Below are 13,718 nucleotides of genomic sequence, written 5' to 3' on the forward strand. Positions count from 1 at the left end.
GAAAGTACGCAAATCGCCCAACCCGAAAGTGAGGGGCCATGGCCCAGAACAAGGTCATGAAGCTGTGGACCGCCATCGTCACCGCCTTCCTGGCGCTGTGCACGACGCTCGGCCTGATCACGACGACCGCCGCCGCGGCCGTACCGCAGACCGGGACGCCCCGCAACAGCACCGCACACACGACGACACCGGCGACGCCCCTCTGGTGCCGGTCCTCGACCAGGGACCTGCCCCCCACGATGAAACAGCGCATCCGCGCCGAGGCCCACGGCAAGACCCCCAGCTGCCGCCACCGCCCGTCGACGGACGCTGACACGGAAGCGGGTGCGGGTGCGGGTGCGGAGTCGAGCACCGAGTCGAGCGCGGACACGGACCCTGACCCAGCGCGCGACCTCTCGACACCTCTCCTGCGCTGACCGCACGCACCGACCGCACCGCACACTGACGTAACGGCGAACTTGCGTACGCCCGGCCAGCACATCGAGCCCCGACCGCACCCGGTCGGGGCTCGACTGCGTGACACGAGAGGGCGCCGGCACTCTTGCTGAGACCACGAGGACCGACACCACAGGCAGTCGATCCAACAGTCGAACCAGCCGTTGGCCCAACGAACGAAAGACCCCCAACCATGACCGGTTGGGGGTCTTCTCGATGGTGGGGCTAACAGGATTTGAACCTGTGGCCTCATCCTTATCAGGGATGCGCTCTAACCAACTGAGCTATAGCCCCGCCGCGCTCTGCGGTGTGTGTCCCGCGCGCTGACTCCTGAAGATTAGCGCACGACGTGGGCAGTCCCAAAATCGATAACCGGAGACCGTCAGCAGGCGGGAAACGGCACGCTCACTCGTCCTCCGCCAGCGTCAGCTCGACGCCGCCGACGAAGCCCGCGGAGAGGTTGTAGATGAACGCGCCGAGGGTCGCGAGGGCGGTCGCGAGGACGACGTCGATGACCGCGATGATCGTCGTGAACATCAGGACGTTCGGGAGGGACAGGAACGACTGGAGGTCGAAGCCGTTCGACTCGTTCGAGCCGGTGGCCTCCGAGATCGTGCCGCCGACCGTCGAGAAGACGCCCATCGCGTCCATGACCATCCACAGCACGGCGGCCGCGACGATCGTGCAGATGCCCAGCGCGATGGAGAGCAGGAAGCTGACCTTCATCACGGACCACGGGTCGGCCTTGGCCACCCGCAGACGTGCCTTGCGGGTGCGGGGCACGGTGCGCGCGCCGGTGCGGGGGCGGCGTACGGCACCCGCCGGGGCGGCCTGACCGGGGTAGGCCTGCGGCGGGTGGTAGGGCCCGGCGGGCTGCTGCGGCTGTCGCTCCCCGGGCAGCGGGGAGGTCGCCTCGGGCGGCGCCGGCGGGGCCGGCTGCTGCGGCTGAGGCTGGGCGCCCGGAGCGGCCGTGGCCTGGCCCGCGCCGGTGGCGGGCCGCTGGGCCTGCGGACCTCGGGTGTCCGTCACAGTTCCCCCCTGGGATCCATGCGTGTCGGGCGAGGGCGACTCGGTCGCTGGGGACTTGATCGCCTGCAGGTTGGTCGTATGCGGGTCGTTCACGCGCCCGTCCGTGGTGTGCGAGTTTGTCGAGTTCGCGGCGGAGCCACGGCCGCCGCCGTCCGTTTCCTTACCGGAAGAGGTACCGCTGGAGGTACCGACCGAACCGGCGCCCGTGGCTCCGCTCACGATGACTCACTCCTCGTGCTACTCGGGCGAGGGCGCCTCGCCCTCGTCCGTGCCGGTGGTCGCGGCACCTTCGACGGTCTCGTCGACGGCCACGTCGCCGTCGACTTCCTCCGCCTCGCGTCCCGCCTCGGCGTTACGTGCGATGCCGACCACGGCATCGCGCTTGCCCAGGTTGATCAGTTGGACGCCCATGGTGTCACGGCCCGTCTCCCTGACTCCGCTGACCCGCGTACGAATCACACCGCCCGACAGTGTGATGGCGAGGATCTCGTCGGTCTCCTCGACCACCAGCGCACCGACGAGCGATCCACGGTCCTCGACGATCTTGGCGGCCTTGATGCCGAGGCCGCCGCGACCCTGGACGCGGTACTCGTCGACGGCGGTCCGCTTCGCGTACCCACCGTCCGTAGCAGTGAACACGAACGTACCGGGTCGAACAACATTCATCGAGAGCAGCTGGTCGCCCTCGCGGAAGCTCATGCCCTTGACGCCCGAGGTGGCACGGCCCATGGGACGCAGAGCGTCGTCCGTGGCAGTGAACCTGATCGATTGGGCCTTCCTGCTGATCAGAAGCAGATCATCCTCGGCCGAAACGAGTTCTGCTCCGATCAGTTCGTCGTCCGAACCGTCGTCCGTCTCCCGAAGGTTGATCGCGATGACGCCACCGGCGCGCGGCGAATCGTAATCCTTCAGAGGCGTCTTCTTGACCAGACCGCCCTTCGTGGCGAGCACCAGGTACGGCGCCACCTCGTAGGTGCGGATCGCGAGGATCTCGGCGATCGCCTCGTCCGGCTGGAAGGCCAGCAGGTTGGCGACGTGCTGTCCACGCGCGTCACGCCCGGCATCGGGAAGCTCATACGCCTTCGCCCGGTAGACACGCCCCTTGTTCGTGAAGAACAGCAGCCAGTGGTGCGTCGTGGAGACGAAGAAGTGGTCGACGATGTCGTCTTCCTTGAGCTTCGCCCCGCGCACGCCCTTGCCGCCGCGCTTCTGGGCGCGGTAGTCGTCGGTCTTGGTGCGCTTGACGTAGCCGCCGCGGGTGACCGTGACGACGATGTCCTCCTCGGCGATCAGGTCCTCCATGGACATGTCGCCGTCGTAGGGCACCAGCATGGTCTTGCGGTCGTCGCCGTACTTCTCGACGATCGCGGCGAGTTCCTCGCTGACGATGCCGCGCTGGCGGACCGGGGAGGCGAGGATCTCGTTGTAGAGCCTGATCTTCGCCTGGAGTTCGTCGTGCTCCTGGACGATCTTCTGGCGCTCCAGGGCGGCCAGTCGCCGCAGCTGCATCTCCAGGATCGCGTTCGCCTGGATCTCGTCGATCTCCAGGAGCTGCATCAGGCCCGTGCGCGCGATGTCGACGGTGTCGCTGCGCCGGATCAGCGCGATGACCTCGTCGATGGCGTCCAGGGCCTTCAGCAGGCCGCGCAGGATGTGCGCCCGCTCCTCGGCCTTGCGCAGGCGGAACTTCGTACGCCGGACGATGACCTCGATCTGGTGCGTCACCCAGTGGCGGATGAACGCGTCGAGCGAGAGCGTGCGCGGGACGCCGTCCACCAGTGCCAGCATGTTGGCGCCGAAGTTCGTCTGCAGGTCGGTGTGCTTGTAGAGGTTGTTCAGTACGACCTTGGCGACCGCGTCCCTCTTCAGGACGACGACCAGACGCTGGCCGGTACGCGAGGACGTCTCGTCCCGGACGTCCGCGATGCCGCCGATCTTGCCGTCCTTCACCAGGTCGGCGATCTTCTGCGCGAGGTTGTCCGGGTTCACCTGGTACGGCAGCTCGGTGACCACCAGGCACTGACGGTTCTGGATCTCCTCGACCTCGACGACCGCCCGCATGGTGATCGAGCCGCGGCCCGTGCGGTACGCCTCCTCGATGCCCTTGCGGCCCACCACGAGGGCGCCGGTCGGGAAGTCGGGACCCTTGATGCGCTCCATGAGCGCGTCCAGGAGCTCCTCGTGCGAGGCCTCCGAGTTCTCCAGGTACCACTGGGCGCCGGCCGCGACCTCGCGCAGGTTGTGCGGCGGGATGTTGGTCGCCATACCGACCGCGATACCGGCCGAACCGTTGATCAGCAGGTTCGGGAAGCGGGCCGGCAGGACGGTCGGCTCCTGGGAGCGGCCGTCGTAGTTGTCCGTGAAGTCGACGGTCTCCTCGTCGATGTCACGGACCATCTCCATGGACAGCGGCGCCATCTTGCACTCGGTGTAGCGCATGGCCGCCGCCGGGTCGTTGCCCGGAGAGCCGAAGTTGCCGTTGGAGTCCACCAGCGGCATCCGCATCGACCACGACTGCGCGAGGCGCACCAGCGCGTCGTAGATCGAGGAGTCGCCGTGCGGGTGGTAGTTGCCCATGACGTCGCCGACCACACGCGCGCACTTGTAGAAGCCGCGCTCGGGGCGGTAACCGCCGTCGTACATGGCGTACAGGACGCGTCGGTGGACGGGCTTGAGACCGTCCCGGACGTCGGGCAGCGCACGCGAGACGATGACGGACATCGCGTAGTCGAGGTACGAGCGCTGCATCTCCGTCTCGAGCCCGACGGGCTCGACACGCTGGGCGATCTCGCCGCCCGCTTCGGGCGTGAGGGGGGTGATGTCGTCGGCCATTGCTGGTGAAGATCCTTTCTGCTGCGGTCAGCTGAGACCGACTCAGATGTCGAGGAAGCGGACGTCCTTGGCGTTGCGCTGGATGAACTGGCGGCGCGCCTCGACGTCCTCGCCCATGAGGACCGAGAACAGGTCGTCGGCCTGGGCGGCGTCGTCGAGGGTGACCTGGCCGAGCACGCGGTGCTCCTGGTCCATGGTCGTGATGCGCAGTTCCTCGGCGTTCATCTCGCCGAGACCCTTGAAGCGCTGGATCGAGTCCTCGCGGATGCGCTTGCCGCGCTGGCGGCCCATCTCGATCAGCGCGTCGCGCTCGCGGTCCGAGTAGGCGTACTCGATGTCGTCCCGGCCCCACTTGATCTTGTACAGCGGGGGACGGGAGAGGTACACGTGCCCGGCCTCCACCAGTGGCCGCATGAAGCGGAACAGGAAGGTCAGCAGCAGGGTGCTGATGTGCTGACCGTCGACGTCGGCGTCCGCCATCAGGATGATCTTGTGATAGCGCAGCTTCTCGATGTCGAAGTCCTCGTGGACTCCGGTGCCGAAGGCCGAGATCAACGCCTGGATCTCCTGGTTCTGAAGGATCTTGTCGATCCTGGCCTTCTCCACGTTCAGGATCTTGCCGCGGATCGGGAGGATCGCCTGGTACTCCGGGTTGCGGCCGGACTTGGCCGAGCCGCCGGCGGAGTCACCCTCGACGATGAAGATCTCGCACTTGATGGGGTCGTTCGACTGGCAGTCGGAGAGCTTGCCCGGCAGGGACGCGGTCTCCAGGAGGCCCTTGCGGCGGGTCAGGTCGCGCGCCTTGCGCGCCGCCACGCGCGCGGTGGCCGCCTGGATGCCCTTGCGGACGATGTCCGCCGCCTCGACCGGGTTGCGGTCCAGCCAGTCGTTCAGGTGCTCGTAGACCGCCTTCTGGACGAAGGTCTTGGCCTCCGTGTTGCCCAGCTTGGTCTTGGTCTGGCCCTCGAACTGCGGCTCGCTGAGCTTCACCGAGATGATCGCCGTCAGACCCTCGCGGATGTCGTCACCCGTGAGGTTGTCGTCCTTCTCGCGCAGCAGCTTCTTGTCGCGCGCGTACTTGTTGATCAGGTTGGTGAGCGCCGAGCGGAAGCCCTCTTCGTGGGTACCGCCCTCGTGCGTGTGGATGATGTTCGCGAAGGAGTACACGCCCTCGCTGTAACCGCTGTTCCACTGCATCGCGACTTCGAGGGAAAGGCTCTTGTCCTTGTCCTCGGCCTCGAGGTCGATCACCGTCGGGTGCACCGCCTCTCCCTTGCGGGAGTTGAGGTACTTCACGAAGTCGACGATGCCGCCCTCGTAGTGGTACGTGACGGTCTTGACCTCGGCGGTCTCGTCCGCGCCCGCCTCGTCCGCCCCGGAGGTGGCCTTCGCCGACTCGCGCTCGTCGGTGAGCTTGATCGTCAGACCCTTGTTGAGGAACGCCATCTCCTGGAAACGCCGCGAGAGCGTCTCGAAGGAGTACTCCGTGGTCTCGAAGATGTCGGCGTCGGCCCAGAAGGTGACCGACGTGCCGGTCTCGTCCGTGGCCTCGTGCTTGACCAACGGCGCCGTGGGGACGCCCATCTTGTAGTCCTGCGTGTGGCGGTACCCGTCGGTCTTGACCTCGACGGCGACCTTCGACGACAGGGCGTTCACGACGGAGACGCCCACGCCGTGCAGACCGCCGGAGACCGCGTAACCGCCGCCGCCGAACTTGCCGCCCGCGTGCAGCACGGTCAGAACGACCTCGAGGGCCGGCTTGCCCTCGGAGGCCACGATGCCCACCGGGATGCCACGGCCGTTGTCGACGACGCGGACGCCGCCGTCGGCCAGGATCGTCACGTCGATGGTGTCCGCGTGGCCGGCCAGCGCCTCGTCGACCGAGTTGTCGACGACCTCGTACACGAGGTGGTGCAGTCCGCGCTCGCCGGTCGAGCCGATGTACATACCGGGTCGCTTGCGGACCGCGTCCAGGCCCTCGAGGACGGTGATGGCACTGGCGTCGTACGACGCCGTGACTGAGGCCTCGGCGATTCCGGCCGTGGCCTCGGTGGACGGGATGTTCTCGTTGGGGTTGCCGGAATCGGCCACGAAGCGCCCTTTCTGGCACAGCACGAGCCGGGCTCGTCGGCGGGTTGCCGGAGCGGCTGCGGCATGTTGCGTTGGTAAGCCTTGATCAGCGTTGCTCAGCTTTTCCCGGGCGGTCCCCACGATTGGGGCGGGATTAGCTTCCAGTCTACCGGTAGCGCCGACAGTGATGGGGGTTTGCCGGTACCTGAGTCCGCATGTGCCGCCCTCAACCGGCGTCTTCCGGGTCCCCATATACGGAACGGGGCTCAAGGAGGCTCACGGAGGCACTCAGCGCTTCGGGCTGTCAACCCTTGGCTACTTGGGAGTCAGGTCGGCATTCGCAACCGCGTGCGGTGACCCGACGGGATCGTCCGGGACCTGTGGTTGTGACGTCAGTCACCCTTTGATGCGGCCGTTCGCACGTGGGCGCAGCCGGTCACCACGGGCGCGCCCGTCACCCGTAGGTGTCGCCGGGTCCCGTGCTGCCGGGGGCGCGCAGCGGGCCGTAGCGGCGGGGAGGGCCGCCGGGGCCCTGCACCTTGATCAGCGTCACCGTGCCGTGGCCCAGGTCCTCGTTCAGGCGTGCGATCAGCTGCGGAGCGAGCAGACGCAGGTTCGTCGCCCAGGCCGTGGAGTCGCAGCGCACGACCAGGACCCGCTCGTCCTCGTCGTACTTCTCCGGCTCACAGTGCTTGGCCAGGTCCTCGCCGACGATCTGCGGCCAGCGGCCCATCACCCCGCCCACCGCGGCCGGCGCCTCCCAACCGCGCTCGGTGATCAGCCGGTTGATCGCGGCGCCCAGCGCCATGGGGTCACGTCCGTCGGCGCGCGCGCCGGAGCGCAGGCCGCCCCGACGCGCCTGCTTCTTCTGCTGCACCGCGTCCCCACGCGCGCGTGCCTGCTCCTTGGCGGCCCTGAGCGCCACGCGCGCGAGGTCGACGCCGGAGGGTTCGGGCTTCTTTTCGGGGGCCGGTCCGTCTTCGGTGCTCATACGCGCCCCACCGTCCCGTCCGCCACGGTGAACCGTGTACCCGTCAGCACGTGCGGTACGTCGTCGTCGACCGCGGCCGTCACCAGTACCTGCTCGCCCGGCGCGACCAACTCGGCCAGCCGCTCGCGGCGACGGGTGTCCAACTCGGCGAAGACGTCGTCCAGAACGAGCACCGGTTCGTTGCCCTCCGCCCTGAGGAGGTCGTACGACGCCAGACGCAAGGCCAGCGCGTACGACCACGACTCGCCGTGCGAGGCATAGCCCTTGGCGGGCATCTGGCCGAGCTTGAGCAGCAGTTCGTCCCGGTGCGGTCCGACGAGCGTGACGCCCCGCTCGATCTCCTGCTTGCGGGCCTCGGCCAGCGCGGCCATGACCTGCTCGTAGAGGTCCTCGCGCGTGTGGGCCTCGCCCGGCGCGGACGGCTTGTACTCCAGGGCGACAGGGCCGCCGCCGGGCGCCAGCTGCTCGTACGCCTTGTCGGCCAGCGGCTGGATCGCCGCGATCAGGTCGAGCCGCTGGGCGAGCAGCTCGGCGCCCACGCGCGCGAGATGCTGGTCCCAGACGTCGAGGGTGGACAGGTCCATGGAACGGCCGCCGTGCCGGCGGGCGAGCGCGGCCGACTTCAGCAGCGTGTTGCGCTGCCTGAGGACGCGTTCGTAGTCGGAACGAACGCCGGCCATCCGCGGAGAGCGTGCGGTGATCAGCTCGTCGAGGAAGCGGCGCCGCTCGCCGGGATCACCCTTGACCAGCGCGAGATCCTCGGGCGCGAACAGCACAGTCCGTACGATCCCCAGCACGTCACGCGGTCTGACCTGCGAGGACCTGTTGATGCGGGCCCGGTTGGCCCGGCCGGGGTTCAGCTCCAGCTCGACCAGCTGCTGCCGCTCGCCCTGTCTGACCTGGGCCCGGATGACCGCGCGGTCGGCACCCATGCGGACCAGCGGGGCATCCGAGGAGACACGGTGGCTGCCGAGGGTGGCGAGGTAGCCGATCGCCTCGACCAGATTCGTCTTGCCCTGCCCGTTCGGGCCGACGAAGGCGGTGACGCCCGGGTCGAGCGGAACTTCGACCCGGGCGTACGAGCGGAAGTCGGCCAGCGACAGATGCGTGACGTGCATGGTCGGGCGCCGACCTCCCCCAGCTCGTGGACTGCAGTTCGTGGACCGCTGTGCAGCCCTGTGGATTACTTCTTCTCGACCGCGTGGCCGCCGAACTGGTTCCGCAGCGCGGCGACCATCTTCATCTGCGGCGAGTCCTCCTGGCGCGACGCGAACCGCGCGAAGAGGGAGGCCGTGATCGCGGGCAGCGGCACGGCGTTGTCGATGGCGGCTTCCACAGTCCAGCGTCCCTCGCCGGAGTCCTGTGCAAAACCCTTCAGCCTGTCCAGGTGCTCGTCCTCGTCGAGGGCGTTCACCGCGAGGTCGAGCAGCCAGGAGCGAATGACCGTGCCCTCCTGCCAGGAGCGGAAGACCTCCCGGACGTCGGTCACGGAGTCGACCTTCTCCAGGAGCTCCCAGCCCTCGGCATAAGCCTGCATCATCGCGTACTCGATGCCGTTGTGGACCATCTTCGCGAAGTGGCCCGCGCCGACCTTGCCGGCGTGCACCGAGCCTGCGTCACCTTCCGGCTTGAGGGCGTCGAAGATCGGCCGCACCTTGGCGACGTTCTCCGCGTCGCCGCCGTACATCAGCGCGTAGCCGTTCTCCAGGCCCCAGACGCCGCCGGAGACTCCGCAGTCGACGAAGCCGATGCCCTTGGCCGCCAGCTCCTCAGCGTGCTTCTCGTCGTCGGTCCAGCGGGAGTTCCCGCCGTCCACGACGACGTCCCCGGGTGCCAGCAGGTCGGCGAGCTCGTCGACGGTCGCCTGGGTCGGGGCACCGGCCGGAACCATCACCCAGACCACGCGCGGGCCCTTGAGCTTGCCCACAAGCTCAGCGAGGCTGTGGACGTCGGCGAGGTCCGGGTTGCGGTCGTATCCGATGACGGTGTGGCCTGCGCGGCGGATCCGCTCGCGCATGTTGCCGCCCATCTTGCCGAGGCCGACGAGACCGAGCTCCATCAGTGTTCCTTAGGTGTGCGACGTGGCGTTACGGCACTTCCGTACCTGCGTCCGAGCCTAAACCCGGACGCTCGCGCACATCTGTGGGCATACGCGCTCAGACGTAGGCCCCGACCTGCGGGTTCTCCGACGGACCCGGTCAGCCGCTGAGCCGCACCGGCATACTGCGATCTTGTGGGGGACGACCCCCCACACCCCCAGCAGGGACGTCCGGCGAAGTGGCCGGGTTCACATCGCTCAGCCGCTGAGCCGCACCGGCATGATCAGGTACTTGTAGGCCTCGTCCGCCTCGGCGTCCAGGGCCGGCTTGCCGCTGAGCAGGGCCGGCTTCGTGGACGTCGTGAAGGACAGCTGGGCCACCGGGGAGTCGATGGCGCTCAGGCCGTCCAGCAGGAACGTCGGGTTGAAGGCGATCGAGACGTCGTCGCCCTCCAGCTGGGCGTCGACCCGCTCCACAGCCTGTGCGTCGTCGCTGGACCCCGCCTCCAGGATCAGCACGCCCTGCTCGAAGCTGAGCCGCACCGGGGTGTTGCGCTCGGCGACCAGGGCCACACGCTTGACGGCCTCCACGAAGGGGGCGGTCTCGATGACGGCCACGGAGTTGAACTCCGTCGGGAACAGCGAGCGGTACTTCGGGAGGTCGCCCTCCAGCAGACGGGTCGTCGTACGACGGCCGGCGCCCTCAAAACCGATCAGGCCCTCGCCCGACCCACCGCCGGACAGCGCCAGGATGACGCTGTCGCCGCTCGTGAGGGCCTTGGCGGTGTCCAGGAGCGTCTTGGCGGGCACCAGGGCCACCGCGGACGCCTCGGGGTTCTCCGGCTTCCACAGGAACTCGCGGACCGCGAAGCGGTAGCGGTCGGTGGACGCCAGCGTGACCGTGTCGCCCTCGATCTCGATGCGTACACCGGTGAGGACGGGCAGCGTGTCGTCACGGCCGGCGGCGATGGCGACCTGGGCGGCGGCCGCGGCGAAGACCTCGCCGGGGACGGTGCCCGTCGCGTTCGGCATCTGCGGCAGGGCCGGGTACTCCTCCACAGGCAGTGTGTGGAGTGTGAAGCGCGAGGAGCCGCAGACCACCGTCGCCCGTACACCGTCTGTGGAAATCTCCACCGGACGGTTGGGGAGGGCGCGCGAGATGTCGGCAAGGAGGCGGCCGGAGACCAACACCGTGCCCTCCTCGTCGACCTCCGCCTCCACGGACACCCGTGCCGAGACCTCGTAGTCGAAGCTGGACAGACTCAGCTGGCCGTCCTCGGCCTTCAGGAGAAGGCCGGCGAGGACAGGCGCCGGCGGACGGGCCGGGAGGCTGCGTGCCGCCCAGGCCACTGCCTCCGCGAGTACGTCGCGTTCCACCCGGATCTTCACCGTTGCCGCCTCCTGCTGTTGCCGGCGCTTCTCGCCCTGCCTGGCTTCGTCGTCTGTCGCGGTGTCGTCGATCCCTGTGAGGGGAAGGACACCGGGGACCAGTCTGACGCACAGCACTGACAGTCGGTGCCTCTCGGGGTCAAGTCGTGACGAGGGGCAGTCGGGGGCCGGACAGCGAGTTGTGCACAGGGCCCGCTTCGAAACGGATTCCCAGCTCTCTCTAGTTGGGAGTAGTAGTAGGGCCTGTGGATACCGTGGATAACCCCGTTTTCCCAGCTCAGAGGGGAAATTTTGTCCACCGACCCTGTGGGTGACGACGGTGGACAACCGGGCGTATCTGTGGAGAACGGAAAGTTCTGCACACTCCATGCACAGCCTCGGGCTACTTCTCCCCAGCACCGTCCCCAGCTTTACCCACGTTTCCCACAGCCCAACCCGGCACCTTCATGTGACGCCTTTCACTCGACACGGTGAGGAGGCGCGTCGCGTTGCCGAACAGTGGACAGCGGTGTGGAGAAGCTGGGGATCGCTGGGGACAACCGCCCTCAGCCTGTGGGCGGCCGGTGGACAACTCGATGCACAGGCTGTGGATCATCTCGCTGTCCACAGTCTGTGGAGATCGTTCGTCCACGGATCCACAGCCACCTGACCTGGTCTGATGATCTCTCGACGAGGGTCCCTGTGGACACGATCTGGACAACTTCCCAGTCCCCAGGATGTGGACGGAAGAAAGTCGCCGGATCTGTGGAGAGAGGCCGTAACCCGGCAGCTATTCGAACAGCGGATGCCGCGACGGACTCGGGGTCGGTCTCCGGAACGACTGAGGGCGCCCACGGGAATCCGTCCCGGGGGCGCCCTCAGAGGCGTACGAGCGGCTCTGTCAGCCGTTCTTGATGCGGTTCGTCAGCTCGGTGACCTGGTTGTAGATGGAGCGCCGCTCGGCCATCAGATTGCGGATCTTGCGGTCCGCGTGCATGACCGTCGTGTGGTCGCGGCCGCCGAACAGCGCGCCGATCTTCGGCAGGGAGAGGTCCGTCAGCTCGCGGCACAGGTACATGGCGATCTGGCGGGCCGTCACCAGCGCGCGGCCGCGAGAGGTGCCGCACAGGTCCTCGACCGTGAGCCCGAAGTAGTCGGCGGTCGCGCCCATGATGGCCGTGGAGGTGATCTCCGGGGCCGAGTCCTCGCCGCCGGGGATGAGGTCCTTGAGGACGATCTCCGTCAGGCCGAGGTCCACCGGCTGCCGGTTGAGCGACGCGAACGCCGTCACCCGGATCAGCGCGCCCTCCAACTCGCGGATGTTGCGCGAGATCCGGGACGCGATGAACTCCAGCACCTCCGGCGGGGCGTTGAGCTGCTCCTGGACCGCCTTCTTGCGCAGGATCGCGATGCGCGTCTCCAGCTCGGGCGGCTGGACGTCGGTGATCAGGCCCCACTCGAAACGGTTCCGCAGCCGGTCCTCCAGCGTCACCAGCTGCTTGGGCGGCCGGTCGCTGGACAGCACGATCTGCTTGTTGGCGTTGTGGAGCGTGTTGAAGGTGTGGAAGAACTCCTCCTGCGTCGACTCCTTGTCCGCGAGGAACTGGATGTCGTCGACGAGCAGGATGTCCATCTCGCGGTAGCGCTTGCGGAAGCTGTCGCCCTTGCCGTCGCGGATGGAGTTGATGAACTCGTTGGTGAACTCCTCCGAGCTCACATAGCGGACGCGGGTGCCCGGGTAGAGGCTGCGCGCGTAGTGGCCGATCGCGTGCAGCAGATGCGTTTTGCCAAGTCCCGACTCCCCGTAGATGAACAGGGGGTTGTACGCCTTCGCGGGCGCCTCGGCGACGGCCACCGCGGCCGCGTGCGCGAAGCGGTTCGAGGCGCCGATGACGAAGGTGTCGAAGAGGTACTTCGGGTTCAGGCGCGCGGTCGGCTCGCCCGGACCGGTCGCCGGCGCGGGCTGCGCGGCCAGCGGGCCGGGGGCGCCGGTGGTGGGCAGATGGGAACCGACCGGACCGCCGCGGCTCATGTGCCCGGAGCCGGACGGTGGCTCGGGCCGCTCGCGGCGGGCGTCGCGCTGCTCCTCGTCGGCGCGGTGGCGGCCGTAGTCCGGTCGCTGCTCGTACTCGGGGCGCTGGTTGTCGTACGGCGGGCGCTCCATCGACTGCGGACGGTAATCCTGTGAGTACGCGTCCTGGGAGCGGCCGCCGTAGGAGTCCTGTGACGGCGAGGCGTACGGGTCGCGCTCGGGGAAGCCGAGGCGCTGCTGCTGCCAGCCGTAGTCGTCCTGCTGCGGGCGGGGCCAGGCGCCGGGCTCGGGGCGCTGGTACTCCGAGGGGTATGCGGGGCGCGCGTTCGGGAGCCCGTCCGGGCGGGGCGTGTGGTCGCCCTGGGGGCCCGGGTGCTGCTCGGAGCGGCCCGGCCTCTGGTCGTCGGCGCGGTGGCGGCCGTAACTCTCGTACTGGCCGGAGGGGAGCTCGGGCTCCTCGTAGCGCTGCTGGGGCCTGGGCGGCGGGCTCGGGGGGCCCGGGGGTTCGCCGGCGGAGTCGTCGACGGTGATCGCGATGCGGATCGGACGTCCGCACTCGCGGCTCAGGGTTTCGCTGACGACGGGGGCGAGGCGGCCTTCGAGCACGCCCTTCGCGAATTCGTTCGGTACGGCGAGCAGTGCGGTGTCCGCCACGAGCGCGAGCGGCTGGCAGCGTCGGATCCAGTGCTCGTCCTTGACCTCGACACCCTGCCCACGCCCTTCACCGAGAAGCTGCTCGAGTACTCGTGGCCACACTGCGGCAAGATCGGCAGGTACGTCAGCCACAGGGCACGCTCTCTCACGGGTCCCACGAACGTGTGGTTCGGGAACGGTCGGGATTCAAATGGGGTGGGGCAGGTACAAGGGAACGAATCGGAGTCCAGCCACGGTAGTCAGGGCGACGGGTGCGGTTCAAGTTGTTG

General features: G+C 68.3%; 9 protein-coding genes and 1 tRNA gene. 1 reads left to right on the top strand and 9 read right to left on the bottom strand.

The features are described 5' to 3' along the window. The first annotated feature begins 38 nt into the window (after window positions 1–38). The gene (locus OG252_RS25685) at window positions 39–416 is read left to right on the top strand and encodes a DUF6344 domain-containing protein (protein WP_329338995.1); all 378 of its coding nucleotides are present in this window, start codon (window positions 39–41) and stop codon (window positions 414–416) included. Between the two features lie 236 nt (window positions 417–652). Here the strand turns inward: OG252_RS25685 and OG252_RS25690 are convergent. From OG252_RS25690 to dnaA, 9 genes are all read right to left on the bottom strand, one after another. Beyond that, window positions 653–729 (bottom strand) — tRNA-Ile (locus OG252_RS25690). Window positions 730–840: 111 nt separating this feature from the next. Beyond that, a complete protein-coding gene (locus OG252_RS25695; RefSeq protein WP_266436639.1) occupies window positions 841–1,683 on the bottom strand; it encodes a DUF3566 domain-containing protein in 843 nt (280 codons plus the stop codon). A gap of 18 nt (window positions 1,684–1,701) precedes the next feature. After that, the gene (gyrA, locus tag OG252_RS25700; protein ID WP_266436640.1) at window positions 1,702–4,296 is read right to left on the bottom strand and encodes a DNA gyrase subunit A; all 2,595 of its coding nucleotides are present in this window, start codon (window positions 4,294–4,296) and stop codon (window positions 1,702–1,704) included. A 42-nt stretch (window positions 4,297–4,338) separates the two neighbouring features. Then, window positions 4,339–6,411, bottom strand: a complete 2,073-nt coding sequence (gene gyrB, locus OG252_RS25705; protein ID WP_323186011.1) for a DNA topoisomerase (ATP-hydrolyzing) subunit B — start codon at window positions 6,409–6,411, stop codon at window positions 4,339–4,341. 409 nt (window positions 6,412–6,820) lie between these two features. Further along, window positions 6,821–7,357: a DUF721 domain-containing protein gene (locus OG252_RS25710; protein WP_307676045.1), complete on the bottom strand. Its 537-nt coding sequence runs from the start codon at window positions 7,355–7,357 to the stop codon at window positions 6,821–6,823. Further along, complete coding sequence (recF, locus tag OG252_RS25715; protein ID WP_329339001.1) at window positions 7,354–8,475, bottom strand: DNA replication/repair protein RecF; 1,122 nt, start codon at window positions 8,473–8,475, stop codon at window positions 7,354–7,356. The genes OG252_RS25710 and recF overlap by 4 nt, the downstream gene beginning before the upstream one ends. A gap of 65 nt (window positions 8,476–8,540) precedes the next feature. Beyond that, window positions 8,541–9,416 carry a phosphogluconate dehydrogenase (NAD(+)-dependent, decarboxylating) gene (gnd, locus tag OG252_RS25720; RefSeq protein WP_266436645.1) on the bottom strand — a complete coding sequence of 292 codons (876 nt, stop codon included), beginning with the start codon at window positions 9,414–9,416 and terminating at the stop codon, window positions 8,541–8,543. 237 nt (window positions 9,417–9,653) lie between these two features. After that, complete coding sequence (dnaN, locus tag OG252_RS25725; RefSeq protein ID WP_266436648.1) at window positions 9,654–10,784, bottom strand: DNA polymerase III subunit beta; 1,131 nt, start codon at window positions 10,782–10,784, stop codon at window positions 9,654–9,656. 880 nt (window positions 10,785–11,664) lie between these two features. Next, complete coding sequence (dnaA, locus tag OG252_RS25730) at window positions 11,665–13,581, bottom strand: chromosomal replication initiator protein DnaA (RefSeq protein WP_329339005.1); 1,917 nt, start codon at window positions 13,579–13,581, stop codon at window positions 11,665–11,667. Between the last annotated feature and the right edge of the window lie 137 nt (window positions 13,582–13,718).

This window comes from Streptomyces sp. NBC_01352 (assembly GCF_036237295.1).
Taxonomy (GTDB): domain Bacteria; phylum Actinomycetota; class Actinomycetes; order Streptomycetales; family Streptomycetaceae; genus Streptomyces; species Streptomyces plumbiresistens.

Excerpts from the sequence above, each read along its gene's own strand:
- OG252_RS25685 (WP_329338995.1), top strand. The coding sequence starts at position 39 with ATGGCCCAGAACAAGGTCATGAAGCTGTGGACCGCCATCGTCACCGCC.
- gyrA (WP_266436640.1), bottom strand. The coding sequence starts at position 4,296 with ATGGCCGACGACATCACCCCCCTCACGCCCGAAGCGGGCGGCGAGATC.
- OG252_RS25710 (WP_307676045.1), bottom strand. The coding sequence starts at position 7,357 with ATGAGCACCGAAGACGGACCGGCCCCCGAAAAGAAGCCCGAACCCTCC.
- recF (WP_329339001.1), bottom strand. The coding sequence starts at position 8,475 with ATGCACGTCACGCATCTGTCGCTGGCCGACTTCCGCTCGTACGCCCGG.
- gnd (WP_266436645.1), bottom strand. The coding sequence starts at position 9,416 with ATGGAGCTCGGTCTCGTCGGCCTCGGCAAGATGGGCGGCAACATGCGC.